A 23,943-nucleotide genomic window follows, 5' to 3' on the forward strand; every position below is an offset into this window, starting at 1 on the left:
TGAACCTGGATGATGAGTATGCGCGATCAACCGCAGGATTGGAAACGCACAGGTTCTGAATAAGAGTGCCGATTAAACAGACTCAAAACAGGACAGCAGATCGTCGGCGCGCAAACGTAACTCCTGCGTCACCTCACAGACCACGACGCCTTCATTCGGCTGACCGTAGAGAACCAGCGCACCGTCGGGCAGAAATCTGATCAGCGGAAGAACTGCCAGATCCTCCTCACCATCCACCAGAATCATACAGGGCGTGGACATCACTGCTTCGTTAAGGACAGCAACAAGTTCATCCGTAATTGTACCCGCCGGATTTCTGACCCGCAGAATATGGTGCGAAATCTCCGGCATCGCGAGATACGGGGAGCGCATGGTAAATCCGTCGATAACGCCTACCGCAGGAATAATGCCGCGGGCAAGTGCCGAGTGGGTAACAACATCTCCTACTGTGCAGACCATCCTGCCTGACAACTGCGCAGCAATATCAGAAAATTCTGGAAAAAGAGTACCGAAAGGCTGTTTGAACAGCCCTCTGTGTTCCGACGGGAGAACAAGCATTATCGAACCTTAAGAGCGTAGCGGCCGTTGTATTCGATGTTCATCTTCTTTGCAACATCCGAATGGCGGGAGTCAATGATGACCAGATATCCGAACCACTCCGTTGTCAGGGCATTGCCCTGACACTCCGGACAGATCGTCTTGTCGGCTTCCAGCACCTTGTGGCAGGTACGGCATGCCTGCAGCAGTTTCTTCTGGGTCCGTTTCGGCGCCATTACTTCCGCTCCTTCTCCGCCTTCTCGCGGTTACACTCATCCTCAAGCCAGGCAAGAGTTCCAAGACCCGGCTGGCGCATGGTCAGCCCGATCTTCGACTCACGGGGCTCACGCTCGTTCAGCGACAGAGCTACCACACGGGCGCGCACCGTATCGCCGACTGCGATCGTTCTGCCGGTGTCTTTGCAGACAAGGCGGGAGTTTTTCTCATCGTAATCGATGTACTCATCGGTGATCTGGCTCATGTGCAGCATTGCATCAATAGGCCCGAGCGAGATGAACGCGCCGAAGCTCGTCGTCTCCACCACAATGCCTTCAATGACCTCCTGAAGGGACAGACGGAGTGAAACTGCTTCAAAATCCACATCATAATACACGCCGCCATCGCTGTAGATGATTTCACCGTCGCCGACACGGTCAACGCCCGTGACTGCAATGAAGATACCCATCTCCTTGTCAACGCTTCCCTCAAACTGCTCCTGCAGCACATCCAGAATGACGGTGTTCAGATCCTCCCCCATACGCTCCGGCGGGACTCTGACCTTATCGTTTAATTTCAGTTTATAATACATATCCTTGCTCCTCGTCGAATTATTTTCCAATCATCTCAAGCCTAGACCGTGACCGGAGTACAACAACCGGAATACGCAGGCTGAGCAGGCGGTCTTTTAGCTTTTTATCATTGGTCACTACAACAGCATTAAACATCTCTGCGGATCGGATAACCTTGTCATCCACCGGGGCTTCATCCTCGTACGGAGGAAGAACCGTGCAGCGGGCCGCAACCGTCAGACCAAACCGTGCTGCTGCTGCATTGTTCCCGCGTCCCTGTGCAAGACCGCGCAGCTCGTACACCACCTCGGCAGGTACGAGTACATCGTATCCTCCGAGCAGTTCGCGCAGACCCTCAAACAAATCCACGCTGAACTGCACGGGCATCATCAGAGCGTTCGTATCCAGAATAACCGTTACTCGGTCAGGACACCCATGCCGATCAGACGCCATCTGCCACCGACCTGCCGGCTGATTGCAATCCGGGATCCAAGCTCCGCGCAAACCGGACGCTTGAGAATAACCTCTGCCTGATTTTTCTTCGCCGCCATGACAATGCCGACCGTGACCGCTGTGCCGACGGACAGCATCAGCGGCTCTTTCAGCCGCAGCGGATCGATGTTCTGCTCAGATGCGGACCCTACCACACGATCCATTAAGGTCATGTCAAACTTCAGTTTGTCCCAGACCGGCGGAAGAGACCCGATCGCGCCGGCCACCTGACCGACAAGCGTATCGCTTTTTGTAATCGCCGGGTCAAGCTTCGTACCGATAGCAGACAGGCCGCCCGGGGTTGCGACCGGAACTTTGTGGGACGCCTTGTTCATGGAGGTAATTTTGGTCGTAATCGGCTCCCACTTCGCCTTGTTCTCGGACATGTACTGTCGTCCCGGGCGGATTTCAATATCATCGCCCTCATGGAATACACCACGAATCAGAGATCCGCCGATAACACCGCCCTTGATGTCACGCCAGGAACTTCCCGGCCGGTTGACATCAAAGGATCGGGCAATCAGCATAATCGGCGGAACATCAGCATCACGTTCCATGTCAGGAATTGTAGTGTTCAGCGCATCGATCAAAACACCGAAGTTAATCTTCTTCTGCGCGGAAACCGGGATGATCGGTGCATTCTCTGCAACCGTTCCTTTTACGAACGCTTTGATCTGTTTGTAGTTTTCAACTGCCTGCTTCTGGGGCACCACGTCAATCTTATTCTGAACGATGACGATGTTTTTGATACCGGTCAGCTCAAGAGCCATTAAGTGCTCTTTGGTCTGCGGCTGCGGACATGGTTCGTTTGCGGCAATGACCAGCATTGCACCGTCCATGATTGCCGAACCTGAAAGCATGGTTGCCATTAGGGTCTCGTGACCGGGGGCGTCCACAAAGGAGACAGACCGTACCGGTTCGAGTTTTTCGCCGCAGATCGGGCATGTATCAGTATTTGACCAGGAATCTGCACCCTCACATTTGGGGCACTTGTAAAACGTCGCGTCGGCATAGCCGAGGCGGATGGAGATGCCGCGCTTCAGTTCTTCACTGTGGCGGTCGGTCCATGAGCCGGTAAGCTGGCTGACCAGGGTGGTCTTCCCGTGGTCAACGTGGCCTACCACGCCGATATTTACGTTTGGTATTGTAGGATCATGCAAAGAAACCAAAACCTCCTCAACCTTATATAATCGACCTTCGAACAGATATAATTGTGTGATAAGCCGTACCAGTTCCTTCTTTGCATCCTTGCAGACTTCGTATGACGAATTCAGGGACTGCATAAGATTACGTAAGAAGAATAAAATAGGAAAAGCCCGATATGATAATATATTATGGTAGGAGACTCGGACCTTTCACGGATAGGAATATCCCTTCCGCAGAATCTGCTGGATAAATTTGATGGCATCATCGGACTTCGCGGTTACTCTTCCCGTTCGGAGGGAATCCGTGACGCGATCCGCAGCTACATTACGTATTATGAATGGATGTCCGATGTCAAAGGCGAGCGGCAGGGAGTGATTACGATGGTGTATGATCATGACCACCGCGGTCTGATGCAGACGATTACCGAGATTCAGCATGAGAATCGTGAGACCATTCAGTCCACCCTGCATGCACACGTGAATGATGAACGGTGTCTTGAGGTGATTCTTGTCCGTGGTGACGGGGCGAAACTAAAAGATGTTGCGGAAAAACTGATGGCGCTGAAAGGTGTTGAATCGGTCAAGCTGACGACAATTCCGGTAAACTAAATTTTTTTCAAAAAAGGAGGAGGTTATCCTCCGCCTTCACAACTCTGATCGGTATTCTGCCAGGCAGACTCGTTCATCTCACGGAATCTCTTCTGTTCCTCCTCGAGATCTTTTCTGAAGTCACTGTGCCTGGTTTCTTTGCGGGCAATCTCACTGATTGCAGTGAGCTGGTCGATACGATAGTACAGACCGGTACTGTCAAGCTCTGCAAAGGTGAATCCGTTTTCCTCCACAAGATTCACGATCTTCCCGACGGTCCCCGTTCTGCCGTACCGCACTGTCTGCCCGATTGCAGGAGTGCTCATGCTACTATGTTGGATGGTGGTGGAGTATAAAGATGTGGATTGCATTCCATTGCAGTTTGAAAAAAAGGGGATCTGATTTTTTCAGGATCCGGTTCAGTTGATGGTAAGACCCCGCATTACGGCCTCCTCGGAGACCTCGAAGGTTTCGCCGGTTCCAACGATGGTGTAGGGTCCTGTGGTCTTCACATCATACGAGCTGCCGGAGGTGGAGTACGGGACGGTGAACTGTCCGTCCACGCTTGCCTGACGGTAGGTGAAGGTTCTGCCGTTGTTGGTGGTAACGTTCACCTCAATGATGCCGTCTCCTTTGATCACGGCTCCCGGTACGTACTCAAAGCTCTTGACCCAGGCGGTTCCGCCTGCAACCGGCTGGTTCGTGTACTGGCCGTTGGCCATGACATAGTTCGGGGACTCGTGGACTAAGCGGAAGTGCTGCAGTGCCGGAACGGTTGTACTTGGCAGGTATGCAGTAGCCGTGCTTGACGGGTTTGCAATCACATATGCATGCTTGGTTGCAGGGCCTGCCGCATTGAACTGGGCGGCGGCTGCCTGAGCTTCAGCTTCGGTTGCGTAGGCTTTCACTGCGGTGATGACCGGGTAGCTGTAGTTGGCCGAGGAGTCGGTTTCCACAACTGCGATGTCTCCGGGACTGGTCATGGAACCGTCATAGTACTGAAGCCGGACGGTAAGGGTGTTGTAATATTCAGGTGTCTGCGCCTGTACCCCGGAGAGCTGACCGCTGTTGTTCGGCTGCAGGAAGGTGTAGTAGTACGGGGTGAGCTGGGCAACCGAGTCGTTCCAGATTGCCATTGCGCCAAACTTGCCGCCGGCCATCTGATAGTCGGTCATCACATAGCGGGTGCCAAGGTAATCCAGTTTTTCCATTACGGCAGATTCATTCGTACTGGTGAGCACCGCTGCAGCACCGTACGGGCCTGCGACTCCCGACTGGAACGGATTGCTGTTCGGGATGCGCTCGGCAATGGTGGTGATATAATGGCCGTAGTCCCACCACGACATAACACCGTAAGACTCTGACGGATACTCGAAGTCTTCGCCGTTGTAGATCTTGAGGTAGTCAACGCCGGTTTCCGGAGTTCCGGAGAGCATCCAAGTACATTCGGATATCCAGTCTTTTTCGGTTCCGCCGTACTTGCCGTAGCTTTCACCGGTCTGAACTGCGGTTACTGCAGAGGTTGCAACAAATGCGATTGCGATAACTGCCACGATGGCGCAGGTTCCAACCTTTATCCAGTCATGGCCGGCAGCGGCCTTTGCGGCAGCTTTTTTCCCTTTCTTTGCCGTTTTGTCTTCAGACACTTCTGATTTTCTGCTTCCCGCAATCTGCAGGAGATCCTTTTCAGCAAAGGTGATCGCCCACCCGACAAACACTGCGGCAAGAAGGGCGATGTTTGCTGCAACATAGTACTCCCAGCGGACGTGCTGCATGGTGGCAAAGATCATCAGCGCAGACCAGATGAGGACAAAGAGTGCTCCCGGTTCTTCGTGCTTCCACACACGGTAGAGGAGGTAGATGAATCCGCCCGCAGCTAAGAGGATGCCCCAGCCGAAGGAGTTGAACGCTCCTTCCATGGACCAGGATGCCATCTCAGCGATAGTGGACTGGGCTGCTGCCTGAGCGAAGAACTGGGTCAGAGATCCCATTGCAGATGTAAACAGAGAAGGGAGGACTGCGGCAACAACTCCGACAACAATGAGGACCAAAACAACAAGGGCGACAGGGTAGTAATACCACTGAAGCTGTTTCTTTGCGGCTATCTTTGATATGACATAGAGGACGATAGTTCCAAAAATCAGCCCAAGATGGGCACAGAGTACTCCAAGTGAGTATGATACGAAACTGAAGCTGAGATTCTGAATCCCATAGATCAGCATACCGATTGCGACCACCGCAAATGTAATCACGTTCAGAACAAGCAGATACTCTGTAGGTTTTCCAGAACGGTGGTTAATGATAAACTGAATCAGCGTGAAGATTGCAACGAACAGCCCGAACACAACCATGGTCGACATGGTCAGGAGACCGAGCAGATAGGCAATACCACAGATTACTCCGTATATTACCGGAATTTTCAGGGTTGCATACTCTTTGAAATCGATTTTGTGATCATTAAGTGCATACAGAGCCACTACATAGAGAAGACAGAACAACGTCGAAAACAGTGTTTCTGCGATGTGGTGGTCCAGATGCCCATACAGGGATCTTGACAGATACTGCCCGCCGATTACGGCAATAAACAGAGCGGAGATAAGTCCTGTCTTCCAGTTGCCGATTCTGGTGCCAAGCCAGTACATAACCGGAACCATTGCGGCACCCATCAGGGCAGGCACCCATCCGGCAGCGTCAATCACTTCAAGACGTGTTGCGGCGCCTGCAATTGCCGCAACTGCTGCTGCAATCCAGGTAAACAGCGGCCCCCAGACGATATCCTGTCCTGTTGGATACAAAGTCATTGGCTCAAAGAAAATGTATCCAAAATTGTTTGCAAGCGCTACTTCTATCAGCCGCAGGTTGTACCAGGCATCAGGTCCTGCGATCATATCGCCGGTTCCGGCAAGGTCCGGAAACGGCAGTATGCGTATCCAGAAGGCAAGTACTGTGAAGATGAGTACGAGTCCTCCAAGGATTCCGTAACGATATCGACGATCGTTCCAAAAACTCAGATCCATAAGCTATCACAGAGGAAATTATCTATCTATAATCTGGGTTCTTCATCAGATAAAGTAATTGGGGAGAGCGGAACAATCATTTCTTCTAACCGGCAATAACAATATTAATAGTATGATATCTGCCGCAGCAACCCTTCTGATAGTATGTGGAATTGGAATCGGATGTGTTGCTGCGTATCCGTATTTCTTATATCTCCGAAAAATTCACGGAATTTCTTTTACTGCCTCGCCAAAGCTCGCGACATATCCCTCAGTCAGTATTGTGGTGAATGCATATCAGGAGGGAGATCTCGTCAGAACACGCATTGAGGATATTTTCCATGCCGCGTATCCTTCGGATAAAATTACACTGTATGTGGTTAATGACGGTGCAGACCCGGCAACAGGTGATGCCGCAAAAAAGGCTCTCAAAGATAGTCTGATGAAGTCAGCAGTAATTGAACCAAAAGAAAGGATTGGGAAAATTAAATGCCAGAATATGGTCATTTCCATGATTACTGATGAAATCATTGTTTTCACGGACGCAGACATTACCACAGAACCTGATGCACTTGCAAAACTGATCTCACGCTTACAGGATCCGGAGATCGGTGCTGTCTGTGCGGATCTGATTCCGGTTGGTTCATCGCAGAATGTAACCGGCTCTGAAGGTGCATACCGCTCCGTCTACGGAAAAATGTGTGAGTATGACAGCCAGCTTGACGCCACCTACAACTTTAACGGCCCGCTGATCGCTTTCAAAAAATCAGCAGTACCGCATATTGAGGAAACGATCGGTGCTGATGACGCAAACCTTGCGCTGACCTGCATTGCCAACGGGTATCGTGCCATATATGCTGCGGATGCAGTCGCGTACGAATTACAACCGGTATCATTTCGCGCCCAGTACCGGCAGAAGGTCCGCCGTGCTGACGGGCTGGTGAACAGCACCCGTCTGTTTGGCTCTGCATGCCATGAAAAGCGTGCAGTCTTCTGGAAACACATATTCCCGAGACGCCGGTGGATGCTGCTGTACTCTCCGGTTCTGTTCGTGGTTTCCGCAGTTCTGCTGCTGGCAGGCTGTTTCCTCTGGTCGCTTGTGTACGGGACGATACTAATTCTGATCGGGGTTGTTGGTTTGATCTTCTCCATTGCCAAACCGGATAATCTTCTGAGCAGTTTCGTTCTGAACCAGATATATCTGATAATCGGTCTGGCAAAACGGAAAAATATTCAGATGTGGGACAGGGTCGAAAAATAATTTACGTCCCGTACGGACACCAGTGCTCTATCCCCAGCAGCGCTGCGACTCCCGCCCACTCCGGACCGAGAAGCAGAACCTCCTTCTCCAAATCCCGTGCCTCCGCAATCTCCGCAAGGCCCTCCTCTGTCAGAAGCGCATCACCGGTTACAACCACCAGCTCAGCCTCCTCCACAAACAGCGCCTGACGAAGCCCGGGAATGTCATCCCCGATCACATAGACCAGCCGATCCGCACAACGAACAGCAAGCTCCTCCAGACAGTCATCAAAGTTCACCGTAGGACACGGCGCAAGCGTGCGGGTCAGCATCAGAAAACCCGCCGCCACACTCAGCGCACCCGCTGCTGCGGCACGCGTCTTCTCCGACTTCAGCGGAGCATCAAACAGATGTTCCAGCAGCATCTTTGCTGAAAACGGATCAGGAGAACTGATCTCCGCAATCCGTCCCCCGTACTCAACACCCAGACACCTGCCGCGGCAGTAGCGGCAGACGTGATGTGACGGGAGGGGCGCATAGCGCAGATCCCCGTCCTCGCATCCCGCGCCTGCCGAGACCTCGCGCAGGCGCACAATCGCATCATGCAAAATCATACTGTTTCGTCCTCCTCCTCGATCAAAACAACCCGTGCCGGAGCTGCATCAGCTCCCGCAATCTTCAGCGGCAGCGCAATCATCCGGTACACACCGTCAGCCACACCCGTAAAATCCAGCAGCTCAATCACCATCACTCCCGCCGCAAGCAGAATGCGGTGCACCGCATCGTTTCCGATTGACGGCGTATCACACCCAACAACCTCCACCCCGGCCCGTACAAGTACTGATGCCTCCTCTTCCGAAAGCTGCGGATACGTGGCATCCCCCTCGCGGTATCCCGAACGAAACAGAACCGCAGGCGTCGTCTCCGAAACCAGCCCTCCAAAGGAAAGCAGTTCAGCGGTTGTGAACAGTTTTTCAAGCGGCAGCTCATCCACCCCTACCCCTGCCTCCCCGGAAAAATAGTGAGCCGGAGCATCAATGTGCGTTCCCGTATGCGTCCCGAGCGCCAGCGCGGAAATAGAGGACTCCCCTGATCGCAGGGGAGTCCGTACAAACTCCGGATCGCCCGGATACACAGACATCCCGGACGCAAGCGTCCGGGTCACATCATAAATTTTCATCAGAATCCGTGATCCGCAGAATCAATCGCATCATCGATCTGCTTCTGCAGTGCATCCGGCAGACCCTCAATGCGCACATCAAGGAATCCGCGGATGATCGTCGCGGTAGCCTCCTCCTCCGAAAGACCGCGCGCCATCAGATACTCAATCTCATCGCGGGCAATCTTCCCGACCGCTGCCTCATGAGAAAGTTCTACATCCACCACACGTCCATCGATCTCCGGAATCGCATGCATGATGCCGTCCCTGAGAATCAGACCGCGACACTCAATGTGTCCCTTCGTCTGCGGCGCCTCACCGGTGATCGCCCCGCGGGAAATGATCGTACCGCCGTTTGTAATCGCACGGGTAATTAACTCGGCGCTCGTCTCCGGTGCTTCCAGAATCGCACGCGACCCGGCATCAATGTGCGAACCCGGTCCTGCCACAATCACACTGGAGAAACGGGCAACCGCTCCCTTCCCGCGAAGGTGCGCGGTAGGATACATCTGCACCATCTTGGTCGGTTTCATGCAGACATAGTTTGAGATGAACGTTCCGCCTTCCTCAACAATGGAGGCAGTCCGCGGGAACACTTCGATCTCTTCTCCCCACGTGTGAATCATGGTCGAAGTTACCTTCGCATCCTTTCCGACGTAAATCTCATTGATGCCGTAGTGCGCTCCCTCTTTTGTCTTCATGGAACTCGCACATCCGGCAATCAGATGAATCTCCGCTCCTTCTTCGGCGATCACAATATTGTGGACGGTCTGGATGGTATCGCCTGCAAGGAACATGCAGCTCTGTAAGGGGAAGGTGGTCTTTGCACCTTTGCGGGCGATGATGACATATCCCCGCTGGGGATGGTCTGCGACGTACTGCGTATATTCGTCTTTGTCTTTGGGGACAACGTTCCAGAAGTATGAGGAAAGCCATGCATACTTTTCCAGGGCTTTCTCGATCATCATGACCTCAACGCCTTCGGCGTTGGAGCCTGCGTGCAGAACATGGTCGTTGACAAGAAGGAAACTCCCTGCCCGGCCTTCCAGAGAATCGGTCTGAATACCGGTTAAGGCCAGCCGCTCTTTGTCCTCGGTACTGATGGAATCAAATCCGTTCATTTCTGACATGCAATACACTCCTTATAGCCGGATGTCTTCACACTCCGGAGAATCTCGCGCGGGTTTCCGCTGCACCGCATCATCCCGTCAATGAGGACGTGACCGACATCTGCTTCGATGTAGTCAAGGATGTAGCCGGTATGGGTAATGATGAGGCCGGATTTGGTACGGTTGATCATGTGCTGATCCTTTTCCAGAAGGCTTGCCGCAGCGTTTCCGAGGAGTGCCATGTTTTCGACATCGACACCGCTTTCCGGCTCGTCCAGCATGACGAAGGAGGGGTTCTGCACCATGAGCTGGAGAATTTCACTGCGTTTGATCTCACCGCCGGAGAATCCTGCATTGACGTCGCGGTCGAGGAATTTTGTCATATGCATGCGTTTCGCAAGGGCCGGAATGTTTTCTTCCCCGATTTTGGTGGTTGCCGTGAGGAACTTGCCGAGCTTCAGGCCGGAGATGGTGGGCGGACGCTGGAACATGATGCCCATCCCAAGTTGTGCCCGTTCATGTACCGGTTTTTCGGTGACATCAACGCCGTTAAAAAGTATTTTGCCGCTGGTGACCTGGGAACTGCCAAATCCCATGATGGTACGCAGAAGGGTGGTTTTTCCCGAACCGTTCGGTCCGAGAAGTACGTGAGTCTCGCCGTCGTTAATTTTCAGATTAACGCCGTGAAGCACCTCGCGTCCGCCAACTTCCACATGAAGATTGCTGATCTCAAGCATGGAAAATCTGCTATGTAATTTGTTGCGGAGGGTTGTAAAGATACGTGTTTGATTACCTTTTCCTATGGGAAGGGCACTTTCAGTACGCGCGGTCCGGGATTTATATTCCCTCAGTCTGATGTTTGATCATGACAAGCATTGCATTAACATCAATGGCAGAACGTGCGAGCAAGTACACCGTGATTCAGCGGAAAAACCAGCTTTCCAAGCTCTGCTGGTATGCTGCGGGAACGCCCGGAAATATGGTTTCGTCCCTGAAGGACCCAAGCTACCTTATTGCGTAAGTGAAAGAATGTCGGAAAGTCCCGGGAGTATTTTCCAGGGTGCTGCCGCATCCGGGGGAAGAACGCCGTCGAACTTGCCGGTGAGAACAAGGATGCCCCGTATGGATAAAGAGGCGGCACCGCCGATGTCCGAACGCGGGTCGTCGCCGATCATGACAACCTCTTCCGGGGGAAGACCGAGAGAAGAAAGGGCAGCCTGGAAGAATGCCACGGAAGGTTTTCCGAGAAGCGTTGCGGATACGTCTGCGGCAAACTCCAGCGCTGCAACAAACGCTCCTGCGGAGAGCAGGAGTCCGTCACTTCCTTTGAAGTAGCGGTCATGTTCAAGCGCGAGAAGTTCGGCATGGTTGTTCTTCAGAACCCGGAATCCGGTAACAAACATGTCATACTCCAGTACATCGCTCAGGTCGCCGACCAGCACATGGGATGCGGCGGGATCGGCGGGATTGATTCCCGCCCGTTTCAGTTCTTCTGCGGCGTCGGGACTGCCGAGCAGCCAGCAGGATGCGGCACCTGCGTTGCGGAGATACGCGATTGCGGCGGTGAGCGGGGTGAAGATCCATTCGACCGGAACGTCCACCCCGAACCGTGCAAGCCGTGCCCGGATAGTTTCCCTGCTTCGGTGCGTGTTGTTGGAGACGAACCGGAACGGAACTCCGCGCCGGCGGAGTTCCTGTAACGCCGAAATTGCGCCCGGTATTGGTTCTCCGTTAATATAGACAACACCATCAAGATCGATCAAAAACCCCGAAACCGTCATATGAGTATCAGTATTGGAGAGAGGTAGAGAAAATGATGCAGGTAGAACAGGGATTTGTTCAGGCACTTTCCCTCAGGACATCCGTCGTGGAAAACAGTGTATTCCCGGAAGGGTTTGAAGCAGCGACTGCGGACGGATGCTGTCTGGCAATTGAGTCTGTACATTCCCTGCCGGAGTTTTTTGTTTCCGAAAAACAGCTGCGCGAACGTCTGATGCATGAGCTCACGCTCGTGCATGGTATTGGAACCGAGCGGGAACGGATGTGCCGCAGGCGCGGGATTCAGACACTCACCGATCTCCGGCGCACCAACTGGAGGTCCGAGGCACAGGAGATCGCAGAGACAATTCAGAACGGTACGCCGCGGGAGGTTATCCGGTTGTTCCGGGAAAGAGGACGCGGTGCCGATCCGCTTCTGATCGGATTCGGGGCGGCAGTGCCGCGGGAGGATCTGCTGTTCTTTGATATCGAGACGCTCGGCATGGTGCATTCGCCGATCATTCTCTTCGGCTGCGGTGTCTGTGAGGGCGGAACACTCCGGGTTACCCAGTATCTGCTTCGGGATATCGGCGAAGAGATTGCAGCCCTTGAACTCGTCGCAGAAATGATGCGGGCACATCCGGCCCTGGTCACCTACAACGGCAGGTCGTTTGACCTGCCGTTTACCAACAGCCGCCTCGCCTACTACGGCGAGCGGGAATGCCGTCCCGCACTGCACTTCGATCTGCTGCATCCCGCGCGACGTCTGTTCCGCGAAGACCTGCCCGACTGCTGTCTCGGGACCGTGGAGGAGTATGTCCTTGGCTGCGGACGCAAAGAGGATCTTCCCGGTTATCTTGTGCCGGTTTATTATCAGAAGTATCTGCGTACCGGCGATGTCGCCCCCCTGAAACAGATCGTCGATCACAACCGCAGCGATGTAACGAGCCTTGCCCTGCTGCTTGCCAGACAAACGGAGATGATGTATGGAACCTGAGATGCATACGCGGGTGTTCCCTGCCCGTCACGCGGTGTATAAAGAACCGGCAATTCTGCCGTCACCGGCGGTTCGTGAGTATCTGCACAGCCGAAAGATTCGGCTCTACACCCATCAGGCCGACTCCTATGATGCGGTAATGCGCAAGGAAAATATCATTCTCACCACCCCCACGGCGTCGGGTAAAACCCTTGCATACGCCCTGCCGGTTCTGGAAAAACTGATGCAGAACCGCGACGCTACCGCACTGTTCATCTACCCGACCAAAGCCCTGACCCGCGATCAGCTTGCCGTCCTGCAAAAACTTGACAAGGAACTCGGCGCAAAAACCCGTCCGGCAATCTACGACGGCGACACTCCCCGCGATTCCCGGTCAAAAATTCGCGGCAGTTCCCGTATTATCCTCACCAACATGTATGAACTGCACCAGATTCTCGCATGGAGGATGCAGTGGGGGGATTTCTGGACAAACCTCTCTTTCGTCATCGTTGACGAGGCTCACCGGTACCGGGGAATCTTCGGTTCGCACATTGCGCTCCTGTTGCGGCGGCTGCGGCGCATCTGCAATTATTACGACGCCCGTCCGCAGTTTATTCTCTCCTCCGCCACCATAGGTGATGCCTCGTCGTTTGCCGGAACCCTTACCGGTGTTGCGGCAACCGAAATATCGGATGACGGATCCCCCCGGGCACAGCAGACGTTCCGGCTGTACAACCCGTGGAGTTCGGGTAAAAGCAGCCTTTCCGCTACCGCTGATCTCATCCGCGATCAGGTGCAGAGCGGCATGCAGACGCTCTGCTTCACCAAATCCCGCAACATGGCAGAGATCACCGCACTCCGCTGCCGGGAGGAGATGCCGGCAGGCCGCATCTCCTCCTATCGCGGCGGCTATCGTCCGAACGAGCGGCGTCACATCGAAAAAAATCTCAAGGAGGGTGATCTTGCAGGTGTCATCAGTACCAATGCGCTGGAACTCGGTATCGATGTCGGCAGTCTTGATTCGGTGATCATCAGCGGATTTCCGGGGACGATGATGTCCGTTCGTCAGCAGGCGGGACGTGCGGGACGCAGCGGGAAGGACGCGCTCATCACGTTTGTTGCGAATCTTAACCCGCTGGATCAGTATTTTATGCGGTGCCCCGACGCCTTCTTTAACGCGCCCTACGAACACCCGATCCTCGATCTCGAAAATCCCTACGTTTTGCGGTCGCATCTCCTCTGTGCCGCAGCCGAACTTCCCTACCGGACCGAACGGGACGCCGAGTACTTCGGTACGTCTGCTGCCGAGCTCATCCATGATCTGAAGGAAGAACATCTCCTTGCAAGTACTCCCAAAGGGTATGTGTACTGCGGCACCGAGTCTCCTGCCCAGCAGGTTTCACTCTCCGGCAGAATGTCGGGAACCTGCACGGTCATGTACGGCAGCCGTGTTCTGGAAACAATGGACGAATCCCAGATGTTTCGCGAAGCGTATCCGGGCGCCGTCCTCTTCCATCAGGGAGACCGCTATCGTGTGGAGGAGATTGACCGGAAAAATCTCGTTGTCCGGGTCAGAAAGATCACGGACAACTATCATACCCGCCCGCTCTACACCACCGACGTCCGCATTCTTTCCCGGGAAAAAACCTGCCGGCACGGGGACCTCCTCGTTCATTATGGTTCGGTTTCCGTCTGCTCACAGATGATCGGCTACTCGGTTCTTGAGTACGACCAGATCGTTTCCACCCACCCCCTTGACGTTCCGCCGCTCTCGTTTACCACCAAAGCCTGCTGGATTGTCCCGGACTGCTGCGGAGAAATCCCGCCTGCTGATGTTGCCGGGTCTTTGCACGGGGCGGAACATGCCCTGATTGCTGCCATGCCGGTACATGTACTCTGTGATCGTTCCGATATCGGCGGCGTTTCCACCCCGTTCCATCCGGACGTCGGGGACGCGGCCATCTTCATCTATGACGGCATGCCGGGCGGTGTCGGTCTTGCCGAAAAGGCAGCCGGAGTGTTTCCGGAGATTGTCCGGCTTGCACAGGAGATGGTATCCCGCTGTTCCTGTGAGTCCGGTTGTCCTGCCTGTATTCACTCGCCCAAATGCGGAAACAACAATCAGCCCCTAAGCAAAACCGGTACGCTTACTCTGCTTTCCTGCCTGGTAAAAGAGCTGGAAACCTGAAAACCCATGAGTATATATACGTAAAATGAGAACGGTAACTACGGTATAACCATGAAAATTGAGAAAGTTGGCGTGTCTTCCGCCGCATTTGTTTTTGGAGGTATTTTTGCGGTCCTTGGTGCCATTGGAGGATTCCTTGAGGGAATCTCTGCAATGGTCGGACTTTCCTTCAGAATCGGAATTATTCAGGGTCTCGGCATAGGTCTTCTGGAGACCATCATGCTGATTGTCATCTACGCAGTCGTTGGCCTCATCGTCGGTCTGATCGTTGGTGCAATCTGTGCCTGGGCATTCAACCATTCCTCCAGACTCTTCGGCGGCATTGAGATTACTGTAAAGGAATAATGCTTTCTGAAAAAAAATCTTTTTTGCAAAATTTCTCTGTGGCTTTCCAGGCAAAAAGAAAAAATTACTGAATCTTTGACGTTACCGTCAAAAATACCGGGCCGCGGAGGTCGAGTTTCTTTTTGTTGTCGGTGACATACCGCATTGCATACTCTTCTATCTTCAGGTTCACATCGCTTGGGTGTTTTGACATTTTCACCTGCACGGATGTGCCCTCGCCGAGACGTGCGGCTTCTTCGATGCGTGCCACGGCGAGGTTTGCCGCGGCATACAGGAACGAGATGCCGGTCGGGACGCCTTCAGCCCGGACTTCGGCAAATTTTTCGGTGTCCGGGACACCGAGGATTGCACCGTTCCGGACGAATACTTCGTTCAGGGCTGCGGGTCCGAGCAGGCGGGAGTTTTCTTCGGGTTCTGCAACCGAGATTGTCACAGTCTTCCCGAACAGTTCTCCCGTCCATGCGGGGAACTCGCAGGGGGAGGGTTCGTTTGCGTGCGGGGCAGCGGTTGCAACGATTGCCGCGACCGCCCGGCGGCCTTCGAGGGTCTGCGGTTCTTCACGCAGGCCGACGGCTTTTGCAAGTTCTGTGTCCGAGTAAACCGGCGGGTAGAGCTGGGCGAAGGAGAGTTTGCGCACGTCTTCGGCCTGGGTTAAGACCATGGCGAGCCGCTCCACACCCATGCCGAGGTTCATTACGGGGACACCGACGCCGTATTCGGCGAGTGCGGCGGGCGAGTAGATGCCGAAGGTGGCGACTTCAACCCAGCCGTGCACCGGATGTTTTCCGTATACTTCGGTCTGGGTTTCGGGCATGTAGTATTTGGAACGTTTTTCGTCGGGCTGGAACCGGAATTCGGTGAATCCGAATGCGGAGAGCAGGCCTTCTGCGACGGCTTTTCCTTCATCGACGGTGACGTCTTCGCCTGCGACGATACAGGAGGCGGAGTGGTAGGTGCGCAGATGTGTTGCGTCCTCTTCCTGTTCGCGGCGGAAGCAGCGGTCAACGGAGAACATGCGGATGGGCAGCGGGCGTTTGTCCCACATCTGGGCAAGGGAGAGGAACCAGCCGCTGGTCATGTGGGAACGCAGGGTGGTGCGGGAGGATTCGGGTGCGAGTTCCCGGAATTCGGGGAAGACGGTGTCGAGGATGTGGACGACGACTCCGTCGTCCACGCCAAGAGCGACGGACATTTCGTGCGTGAGGTCGTCGCCGTCGAATTTACCTTTTTTGTAGCCGTGCAGGCACTTCATGAGTTTTTCGCCGGTTGCCTCGTCAACGGGGCTACCGGTGATGGCGGCGATTGCGTCGAGACGTTCCCGGGAGATGCCGACGTTCGGGCGCGGGAGTCCGCCGACGTAATAGACGCGGTCGAGAACTGCGGCGGCTTCGGGGCCGAACTGACGGTAAACGTCCTGTTCGTCGATGAAGACGGGTACCATTGCTTCGTCAAAGCCCATGGAGAGGTAGGCTTCCCGGAGGCGTGCGATGGTGTCGAAGATCGGGTGGACTTTTGCCCGGCGGTACGTGTAGCGCGGGTAGATGCCTGCGGCGGCGGGCGGGGTGATGACGGAGGGTCCTGCGTGCCAGGCTCCTTCGAAGTCGGTTTTTCTGCGCTGTCTGAACTCTTCTATGTCGAATTTCATGGTTTTCTCTCAAGGCATACGACCCGGCTGGGTGCGTTTTCGTCGCGTATCTGGTAGTCTGCGTGTTCTGCGATGGTACGGGCGAAGGTTCGGATTTCGTCCATGTCCGGCACTGCAGTTTCTGGTAATCTCATTCGACTGTATCCAAGATACATGTATCCTTTGATCTCGATGAAGCGGGGGGATGCTTCGCGGATGAGACCGGCGAGGTCTGCGGCGGTGCGGTCGTTGTATCCTTTGACGAGGGTTGTCCGTACTGCGGTGCGGGTGCCTTCTTCTTCTTTTTTGGGGAGGAGGGAGAGGGAGGTCCGGATGTTTTTCCACATGGCGGCGGGGTCGCCTGCGGGGCGGCAGAGCCTGGTGTAGCCGGTGAGGTCGGCGGCGTCTAAGGAGAGGTAGAGCTGGGTGGGGCGGATTTTTTGGATCATGGGGGGGATGGTGCCGTTGGAGACGACGAAGACGCTGTTTCCGGCTTGGCGGAGGAGGTCGATGAGTTCGGGGAGCCGGGAGTAGAGGGTGGGTTCTCCGGAGAGAGAGATGGCGTACTGGTTGGGGTTGCTGGTGGCGGTTTTCCAACGGGCGGGGTCTGTCCAGGGTTTGTCGCCGGAGAGTCCTTTTCGCTGCATGCGGGGGATTGCGGCGATGATCTGTTCGGGGGTGAGTTCGGTTTCCCGGGTGATTTCGTGTTCCATGCTGCGCCAGCAGAAGAGGCAGCGCTGGTTGCAGCGGAGGGTGGGGGTCATCTGGACGCAGCGCCAGCTTTCGATGCCGTAGAACTGGTGTTTGTAGCACTGGTCGCCGCCCCGCAGTGCGCGTTTGCACCACATGCAGGGTTTGACTGCGGCGGAGGAGCCGGGGGCGATGAAGTTGTAGCCCTGGCGGTGGAGGGAGTCTGCGGGGGTTTTGGGGGGTGAGGTGGTGCGGGGCATGGTCAGAGGGTGTCGAGGGTGTCGAGGAATTTCTGGTTGTATTCGATGAGGTGGGCGGCGGTGTCTTCGAGTTGTTCGATTTCGGCGAGGCGGTGGGAGATGCGGCTGATCATTTCGGGGATTTGGGAGAGGTCGGGGGTCTGGAGGAGGGTTTCTGCGGCGCGGATGTCGGTGGTGGTTTCGGATCGGTCGCTGAGGAGGATGGTGTTCTGGATTTCTTTTAGGAGGAGACGGGTTTCGTTTATCTGGAGGGTGAGGAAGGGTTTTTGTTCGGGTTTGATTTCGTCTTCGCAGTCTTCGAGGGAGAAGAGGCTGGTTTCGAGGCTGGTTTCGGTGGTACAGAGTTTTCTCTGGCGGAACATGAGTTCGTCAGTGGTGTACCGGAGTGTTTCGATCCAGTGGTCGGGACGGGTGAGTTCTGCGCCGCAGAGTGCGCAGTGTTTGCCGGTCGGGGGGTTGAGGGTCTGGCACTGAGGGCAGGGGATGGAGGTGATGTAGTGCCGGCAGGATTTTTCGATGATGTCGGAGCGGTCGGTGCGGTGTCTCCAGGCGAAGTCGTCGATTGCGGTGAGGAGGGGGAGGGGGAGTCGGAGGGAGATGAGTTTTTTTTCGGGCTTGCCGCCGTCAGGCTGGTCGGTCATTGGTATTATGTATGTTGTTGAATACACTTAATGGTTTTCAAATACGTTCGTAATACCACTGTGGTGAAATCGTTCTTCCGAGATACATTTATTATTCATGAAATACAAATGTATTACAAGAATACCTATGAATGTCAACTCCGAATATTCTGATATGGATCTCGCGTCCTATGCGGGTTCCTTCTCCGCCGAAACTACTACTACCGAGATCTGTGTTCTCGAAGAGAATCCTTTTGCTCTGCCGGATAACCGCCTGCGGCTGGAGATGCTTCGTGCGGAGATCCTGTATTATGATGAGGCCGGTCTTCCGAAGGTTAAGATTCCTGCTTTTTCTGCGTATCTTGTGGAGCTGTTTAAGCCGGTTACGGTTTCGGGTGTCCTGTGGGTTTATGATCGCAAGACCGGGCTCTATAAACAGAACGATCATTATGTTGAGGCGGAGATTCAGCGGGTGCTGGATGCGATGCTGTACCGCGGGCCGGTTGTTTCCCTGAAGAAGGATCTTGTTTCCCGCCTTACGGATTACCGGGTGGTGGAGGAGAGTCCGTTTGATCTGGTTGCGGGGATTCCCGCGCTGGATTGTGTGGTTGAGCCGGGGCCGGATGGCGGGGTGTCCCTGATTCCGTATGGGCCGAGTCTGTTTGTGCGGGTGCGGGCGGCTACGCGGTTTGCGGATGCGCCGGAGAGTTTTCCGGAGGGGGAGCGGTTTTTCCGGGAGATTTCGTGTGATGATCCGGAGTGGGTGCGGGATGTGTTCCGGGTTCTGGGGTATTGTCTGCTGCGGGGGAATCCGTCGCAGAAGTTTTTTGTGCTGCATGGTTCGGGAGGGAACGGGAAGGGGGTGCTTATTGAGTGGGTGATGCGGGCTGTCGGGCAGCTCGCGGGGCGGGTTGCGCCCCGCGAACTGTTCTGCGGGAATCGGGCGGAGCGGGAGACGACGCTTGCGGGGAATGCGCACCGGAGGCTTCTGGTGGTGTCGGAGGCGGGCGGGGGTGTGCTGAATGATGATCTGCTGAAGCGGGTGACGGGGGATGCGGCGGTGATGCTGAATGCGATTTATGCGGGGGAGCGGGAGTATGTGATGTGCGGGACGCTGGTGTTTGTGACGAATTCGCTGCCGGTGTTTTCTTCGGGGGGGAAGGGGATGATGCGGCGGGAGGTGTGTATTCCGTTTGATCTGGATGTTGCGCCGGATGCGCAGGATGAGGAGCTGCTGGAGCGGCTGGCGACGCCGGAGGGGAACCGCTGGCTGCTTTCGAAGATGGTTGCGGGGGCGCTTGAGTATGTGCGGGCGGAGAGTAAGTCGGCGTTCTGGGGTTCGCTTTGTGCGCGGATTAGGGGGGATTCGCGGGAGGTTCTTGCGGGGCAGGATTCGCTGGGGGAGTTTGTGCGGGTGTGTCTGGTGCGGGAGGAGGGAGCGCGGACGCCGGGGCGGGAGGTGTTTGCGCGGTGGTATGCGTGGGAGTTCGGGGATGAGCAGGAGGTGCATGAGGCGCGCGGGGGGAGGGGGCTGCGCCGGAATGTGAGTGCGGCGGAGTTGTATGCGGGGCTGCGGATGCGGGGGGTTGAGGTGCGGAAGCGGATGCGGGTCGGGAGAAAACTGGAGACGAATGTTCTGATGGACTGGCGTCTTGGGGAGGATTCGTAATGTTGTTACCGATGGGTGCGGTAACAAATTCATCCTTTTTCTTTGGTTTGTTTTGGATTCAAAAGTGTTTTTGGAATTTTTTTATTTTTGTTACCGATGGTTTGGTACTGTGCTGTGAGTTTTTGTTTTGTTTTTGTACAGAGTACTGTTTTTGCGGTAACAGCGGTAACAAATTTTATGATTTCTTTGGATATTCGGTTATTTTCGTTTTGGATGGTTTTTATGAGATTTTTTTTGTTACCGACCGACAGGTAACAGGAGGTTGAATCCTGAGCAGATAGGATATAATACAGCATCCATTATAAAAGTATCTTAACCATGAAAAACAATCGCCAAAATGTCAAAAACACAAAAATATCAGTGCAGCTACATTAAACGGAGAATACAACCGCATAGCGAAATTCCCAACCAGTCCGGTCAATCTCCGGTAAAACCCCCGATATCTCCACAAAAGCACCCTGAAGAACACTGCCCCGCATGCTATCCTATCTGCTTAGGATGTGACGGGCTCCCCACGTTGTGGTTTTCCGCTGCGTATCTGTTTTGTCCTGAGGAGGAGTTTCATGAGTTTACGTAAGTACGGGACGTTCTGTCCCAAAGATGATGCAGCGAAGCTGCTGCGGCGCGGTGTGGTGCTGCTCGCGGCTCTGCTGCTGGTGTGTACGCTGATGGCGGGAGCTGTCAGTGCGGAGACCACTACTGTTAACGATTTTCAGGGGTTGCAATCAGCATTTCAGAATGGTAATGAGATCAAATTAACGGCAGATATCCTCACTGTTCCGGTGAATACCCTGATTGTTTCTGACGATGTGACCCTCACTTTGGATTTAAATGGTCATACGTTGGGAAACACCACTTTTGCCTCAGAAAAGGACACGGATGGTAACATTCAAAAAATTCTGAGCGTAACTGGTGGCTCACTCACTCTCAAAGATTCCGGTTCAACGGGTAAATTACTGAGTAACTGGACTGCTATTCATGTAACAAAAGGTACTCTGGACCTTCAGGGGGGTTTCTATTCAGGATACCATGCTTCAGCCCTTTCAGAAGATAACTATGGATATACCATTGTTATCCAGGGAAGCGAGAGCAACACAGCTTCAGATTATTCCAAAGTTACTATTGGGAAAAATGCTGTTGTAGAAGGATACTCTTATGCAGTTCAGATTTCACAGGCAGGATCATCGTCCTCCTATGGTGTGGTGTTGGATGTGTATGGCACCCTAAAAGGAAATGAAACTGCTGCAAATATGGGTGGTCATTATGGCGGTGTTGGAATTACCGTTAATGGTAATATTAAAGAGACCACTGGGAATATTCCGAAAATCACTATCCATGATGGAGCTGTTCTTCAGGGATTCCATGGAGGTAATACAGATACCGGTGATGCTGACGGTCCGGCAATTTATGCGGCAGGGCATGCAGAATGGATTATCAATGGCGGTACGTTCTCCGGAGATGAGGCATTAGGCATCAAAGATGGTAAGTGGATTATCAATGGCGGTACGTTTACTGCAAATGGTGCATACTATCGTCCGGCCACGGCCCATTCCAGTGGATCAGAACAGACCGGTGCTGCAATTAGTGTCACCAATACCTACGAACGAACGGTTACAATAGAGATTACAGGTGGTACATTCACGAGCACACAAGGAATTGCTTTTTATGATGGGCTTACTGGTGGAGAAGGGAAGTCATCCGGCTTAACGTCTTTGAAAATTACCGGGGGTACTTTCACCAGTGCGGCAAATAAAGAGGTCATCGTTCTTGATGACACTCCAGAAAATAAGGAGGTATCTCTCACCGGCGGAACCTTCATCGTCAATTCTCGTGAGGGATTGAAGAATGCCCTTGAGCTTGGCGGCAGCGGCTACACCGTGAAACTGGGTGAGGGTATCACCTATGGAGAGTATAACAAAACCAGCAGAATCGATCTGACAAAAGCAGGTACTCTCACACTTGACTTAAACGGAAAAACAATCACTGCCCAACCCACTCCAAAGACTGACACTAATTTTGGAAGCAGTTTCATCAAAATCAATGAGGGAGTAACACTTACCGTCAAAGATTCAGCTTCCAGCGGTACAATAACCGTAAATGATGCATCAACTTCCATTTCTGACCTGAGTAACAAGCCATATATCTTCTTTGTGGCGAAAGAAGGTGTCCTGAACCTTGCATCAGGTACGTTTGCAAGCCCGGCTGGATATGTCATCGGTGGAAACGGAGATAAAACAAGTTCTACCGGTGGAACGTATGCGTCTCCTGAAATTACCATTACCGGCGGTACATTAACAGCCGGTCAGACTGCAATCTATATGCCTGCATATGGAGGAAAACTGACCATCACCGATGGAACTGTAACCGGTACTACCGGCGGCATTGACATCCGTACAGGAACTATCACCATTACCGGCGGAACAATTGCCTCCACTGGAAACAATGTTGCAGCACCGACTGCTGTCACAGGTCATCCGCTTTGCGATGGTTCTGCAATCGTTTTGGAATCTTCAAGTGCATATGAGACGAACATTGTTTTGAAAATCAGTGGGGATGCCGTCATCAAGAGTACCAACGGCGCTGCACTTCGTAATCTCGTCCGTAGCGGTGACGTTATCAGTGGAAAGACTGCTTCCGTTACGGTAACCATTGAAGGGAGTGCAAAACTTGAAGGAAAGACTGCGGCAATTGAAAACGCCCGCTACACGGGTGACACGGACACCAGCATCGTCGGTACTTTCAATCTCAACGGCGGCAGCTACAAAGGTGATGAGATACTGAAAGAGATTGATTCTTCTGCCGTCCACTATCCATCCGGCTACTCCATGACGAAGCAGGCAGACGAGAGCGGCTACCACTTCGTCACCAAAGTCGTAGAACCGACAATTTCTGAAAAGGTCGAGACTAAGGAAGACGGCAAGACCACCATCAGCGCCGCACCCGGAGATACACTCGACTACAACGAGGCTTCCAAGACCGTGACCATGAAAGACGAGACCAGTGGTGTCAAACTGGAAGTCATCTATGGAAATGATGCACAAAAGACAGGAGAGACAGTTTCCGGTACCGTAAACAGCATTACCGCAACGTACGAGGATGTTGATCTTGACGGGGGCCACGCTGTTTCTCTGGAGATTGCCCTTGACGGAGACAACCCCGCAGAGATCACAGCACAGCTTCCCTCCATCATCAAATCAGTGAAAGTGGATATCGTCAAGACCTCACTTTCCGCAGACTACAACAATGTTCAGATTCTGACGATGTTTGAAGCGCTCTCTTCCGACCTTGGCAAATTCAATGATGCCATCAAGGACAAAGGCATTGTCATTACCTTCAAAATCCCGGCCACTGCGGTTGGCAGCAACCCGGTCTTCTCCATCGCCCACTTTACCGCCAATGGAGATATCAAAGGCATCCTGAACCCTGACTCTGTGGTGAAAGATGGAGACTACTGGATCATAAAAGTTACCGCAACGGAGTTCTCCGGCTATGCGCCGTTCACTGGGACCGCAAAATCCTCAGGATACAGTAGTTCCGGCAACACGAACAACGCCTTCCGTGTCCTCTTCGACACCTCCGGCGGCAGCTATGTCAGCCCCGCCACCGGCCTCTCCTACGGCGACAAAATCAGCCAGCCCGCCAACCCCGTCAAAGACGGCTACACCTTCGGCGGCTGGTACAAAGACGCAGCATGCACCCAAGCCTGGAGCTTCAGCGACAGCATCCCGGGCGACATGACCCTGTATGCAAAATGGACGTC

Annotated in this window: 24 protein-coding genes; 8 read left to right on the forward strand and 16 right to left on the reverse strand. The window is 53.8% G+C overall.

Features of this window, described 5'->3' with window-relative positions; all coding sequences use genetic code 11:
• Positions 1 to 72: 72 nt before the first annotated feature.
• The 5 genes from O0S10_RS08350 to O0S10_RS08370 form a co-directional block, all read right to left on the reverse strand.
• Entirely contained in the window at positions 73 to 459 is a 387-nt protein-coding gene (locus O0S10_RS08350; protein ID WP_268925420.1) for a GTP-dependent dephospho-CoA kinase family protein, read from the reverse strand.
• 98 nt (positions 460 to 557) lie between these two features.
• A complete protein-coding gene (gene spt4 / locus O0S10_RS08355; protein ID WP_268925421.1) occupies positions 558 to 773 on the reverse strand; it encodes a transcription elongation factor subunit Spt4 in 216 nt (71 codons plus the stop codon).
• A complete protein-coding gene (locus tag O0S10_RS08360) occupies positions 773 to 1,345 on the reverse strand; it encodes a DNA-directed RNA polymerase (RefSeq protein WP_268925422.1) in 573 nt (190 codons plus the stop codon). The genes spt4 and O0S10_RS08360 overlap by 1 nt, the downstream gene beginning before the upstream one ends.
• 19 nt (positions 1,346 to 1,364) lie before the next feature.
• On the reverse strand, positions 1,365 to 1,778 hold the full coding sequence (locus O0S10_RS08365; protein WP_268925423.1) for a type II toxin-antitoxin system VapC family toxin: 414 nt from the start codon (positions 1,776 to 1,778) through the stop codon (positions 1,365 to 1,367).
• Positions 1,742 to 2,977: a translation initiation factor IF-2 subunit gamma gene (locus O0S10_RS08370; RefSeq protein ID WP_268925443.1), complete on the reverse strand. Its 1,236-nt coding sequence runs from the start codon at positions 2,975 to 2,977 to the stop codon at positions 1,742 to 1,744. The genes O0S10_RS08365 and O0S10_RS08370 overlap by 37 nt, the downstream gene beginning before the upstream one ends.
• 174 nt (positions 2,978 to 3,151) lie before the next feature.
• Here O0S10_RS08370 and nikR point away from each other — a divergent pair, with 174 nt between their 5' ends.
• Positions 3,152 to 3,571 (forward strand): nickel-responsive transcriptional regulator NikR, encoded by a 420-nt coding sequence (nikR, locus tag O0S10_RS08375; RefSeq protein WP_268925424.1) that lies wholly within the window; start codon positions 3,152 to 3,154, stop codon positions 3,569 to 3,571.
• A gap of 23 nt (positions 3,572 to 3,594) precedes the next feature.
• On the opposite strand, the gene O0S10_RS08380 is transcribed toward nikR, so the two are convergent.
• Together O0S10_RS08380 and O0S10_RS08385 are read right to left on the reverse strand one after the other, a co-directional pair.
• On the reverse strand, positions 3,595 to 3,876 hold the full coding sequence (locus O0S10_RS08380) for a DUF2098 domain-containing protein (protein WP_268925425.1): 282 nt from the start codon (positions 3,874 to 3,876) through the stop codon (positions 3,595 to 3,597).
• A gap of 93 nt (positions 3,877 to 3,969) precedes the next feature.
• Positions 3,970 to 6,567, reverse strand: a complete 2,598-nt coding sequence (locus O0S10_RS08385) for an oligosaccharyl transferase, archaeosortase A system-associated (RefSeq protein WP_268925426.1) — start codon at positions 6,565 to 6,567, stop codon at positions 3,970 to 3,972.
• 112 nt (positions 6,568 to 6,679) lie between these two features.
• On the opposite strand from O0S10_RS08385, the gene O0S10_RS08390 reads away from it, so the two are divergent.
• Positions 6,680 to 7,807 carry a glycosyltransferase gene (locus O0S10_RS08390; RefSeq protein WP_268925427.1) on the forward strand — a complete coding sequence of 376 codons (1,128 nt, stop codon included), beginning with the start codon at positions 6,680 to 6,682 and terminating at the stop codon, positions 7,805 to 7,807.
• A gap of 1 nt (position 7,808) precedes the next feature.
• Here the strand turns inward: O0S10_RS08390 and O0S10_RS08395 are convergent, their stop codons facing one another.
• From O0S10_RS08395 to O0S10_RS08410, 4 genes are read right to left on the reverse strand one after another with little or no spacing between them, the layout of a single operon-like run.
• Positions 7,809 to 8,399: a hypothetical protein gene (locus tag O0S10_RS08395; protein ID WP_268925428.1), complete on the reverse strand. Its 591-nt coding sequence runs from the start codon at positions 8,397 to 8,399 to the stop codon at positions 7,809 to 7,811.
• A complete protein-coding gene (locus O0S10_RS08400; RefSeq protein WP_268925429.1) occupies positions 8,396 to 8,965 on the reverse strand; it encodes a cyclase family protein in 570 nt (189 codons plus the stop codon). Before O0S10_RS08400 ends, O0S10_RS08395 begins: the two co-directional genes overlap by 4 nt.
• Positions 8,965 to 10,074, reverse strand: coding sequence for a SufB/SufD family protein (locus O0S10_RS08405; protein ID WP_268925430.1), 1,110 nt, complete (start codon positions 10,072 to 10,074; stop codon positions 8,965 to 8,967). The genes O0S10_RS08400 and O0S10_RS08405 overlap by 1 nt, the downstream gene beginning before the upstream one ends.
• Entirely contained in the window at positions 10,062 to 10,790 is a 729-nt protein-coding gene (locus O0S10_RS08410; RefSeq protein ID WP_268925431.1) for an ABC transporter ATP-binding protein, read from the reverse strand. The genes O0S10_RS08405 and O0S10_RS08410 overlap by 13 nt, the downstream gene beginning before the upstream one ends.
• A 128-nt stretch (positions 10,791 to 10,918) precedes the next feature.
• Here O0S10_RS08410 and O0S10_RS08415 point away from each other — a divergent pair, with 128 nt between their 5' ends.
• Positions 10,919 to 11,074: a hypothetical protein gene (locus O0S10_RS08415; RefSeq protein ID WP_268925432.1), complete on the forward strand. Its 156-nt coding sequence runs from the start codon at positions 10,919 to 10,921 to the stop codon at positions 11,072 to 11,074.
• On the opposite strand, the gene O0S10_RS08420 is transcribed toward O0S10_RS08415, so the two are convergent.
• Positions 11,064 to 11,834 (reverse strand): TIGR01458 family HAD-type hydrolase, encoded by a 771-nt coding sequence (locus O0S10_RS08420; RefSeq protein WP_268925433.1) that lies wholly within the window; start codon positions 11,832 to 11,834, stop codon positions 11,064 to 11,066. The genes O0S10_RS08415 and O0S10_RS08420 overlap by 11 nt on opposite strands.
• A gap of 32 nt (positions 11,835 to 11,866) precedes the next feature.
• Between O0S10_RS08420 and O0S10_RS08425 the strand changes: the two genes are divergently transcribed.
• From O0S10_RS08425 to O0S10_RS08435, 3 genes are read left to right on the forward strand one after another with little or no spacing between them, the layout of a single operon-like run.
• Entirely contained in the window at positions 11,867 to 12,808 is a 942-nt protein-coding gene (locus tag O0S10_RS08425) for a ribonuclease H-like domain-containing protein (protein ID WP_268925434.1), read from the forward strand.
• Positions 12,798 to 14,975 carry a DEAD/DEAH box helicase gene (locus O0S10_RS08430; protein ID WP_268925435.1) on the forward strand — a complete coding sequence of 726 codons (2,178 nt, stop codon included), beginning with the start codon at positions 12,798 to 12,800 and terminating at the stop codon, positions 14,973 to 14,975. The genes O0S10_RS08425 and O0S10_RS08430 overlap by 11 nt, the downstream gene beginning before the upstream one ends.
• A gap of 51 nt (positions 14,976 to 15,026) precedes the next feature.
• Positions 15,027 to 15,320: a Z-ring associated ZapG family protein gene (locus tag O0S10_RS08435; protein WP_268925436.1), complete on the forward strand. Its 294-nt coding sequence runs from the start codon at positions 15,027 to 15,029 to the stop codon at positions 15,318 to 15,320.
• A gap of 64 nt (positions 15,321 to 15,384) precedes the next feature.
• Here the strand turns inward: O0S10_RS08435 and sepS are convergent, their stop codons facing one another.
• The 3 genes from sepS to O0S10_RS08450 are packed head-to-tail and all read right to left on the reverse strand — an operon-like array spanning position 15,385 to position 18,535.
• Positions 15,385 to 16,965, reverse strand: a complete 1,581-nt coding sequence (gene sepS / locus O0S10_RS08440; protein ID WP_268925437.1) for an O-phosphoserine--tRNA ligase — start codon at positions 16,963 to 16,965, stop codon at positions 15,385 to 15,387.
• Positions 16,962 to 17,894, reverse strand: a complete 933-nt coding sequence (gene twy1, locus O0S10_RS08445) for a 4-demethylwyosine synthase TYW1 (RefSeq protein WP_268925438.1) — start codon at positions 17,892 to 17,894, stop codon at positions 16,962 to 16,964. The genes sepS and twy1 overlap by 4 nt, the downstream gene beginning before the upstream one ends.
• A 2-nt stretch (positions 17,895 to 17,896) precedes the next feature.
• Complete coding sequence (locus O0S10_RS08450; protein ID WP_268925439.1) at positions 17,897 to 18,535, reverse strand: zinc ribbon domain-containing protein; 639 nt, start codon at positions 18,533 to 18,535, stop codon at positions 17,897 to 17,899.
• A 154-nt stretch (positions 18,536 to 18,689) separates the two neighbouring features.
• Here O0S10_RS08450 and O0S10_RS08455 point away from each other — a divergent pair, with 154 nt between their 5' ends.
• Positions 18,690 to 20,183 (forward strand): DUF5906 domain-containing protein, encoded by a 1,494-nt coding sequence (locus O0S10_RS08455; protein WP_268925440.1) that lies wholly within the window; start codon positions 18,690 to 18,692, stop codon positions 20,181 to 20,183.
• 29 nt (positions 20,184 to 20,212) lie between these two features.
• On the opposite strand, the gene O0S10_RS08460 is transcribed toward O0S10_RS08455, so the two are convergent.
• Complete coding sequence (locus tag O0S10_RS08460; protein WP_268925441.1) at positions 20,213 to 20,479, reverse strand: hypothetical protein; 267 nt, start codon at positions 20,477 to 20,479, stop codon at positions 20,213 to 20,215.
• A gap of 267 nt (positions 20,480 to 20,746) precedes the next feature.
• On the opposite strand from O0S10_RS08460, the gene O0S10_RS08465 reads away from it, so the two are divergent.
• Positions 20,747 to 23,943, forward strand: a 3,197-nt coding sequence (locus O0S10_RS08465) for an InlB B-repeat-containing protein (protein WP_268925442.1), incomplete at its 3' end; no start/stop codon positions are given.

This window comes from Methanocorpusculum petauri, assembly GCF_026891975.1.
GTDB lineage: Archaea > Halobacteriota > Methanomicrobia > Methanomicrobiales > Methanocorpusculaceae > Methanocorpusculum > Methanocorpusculum petauri.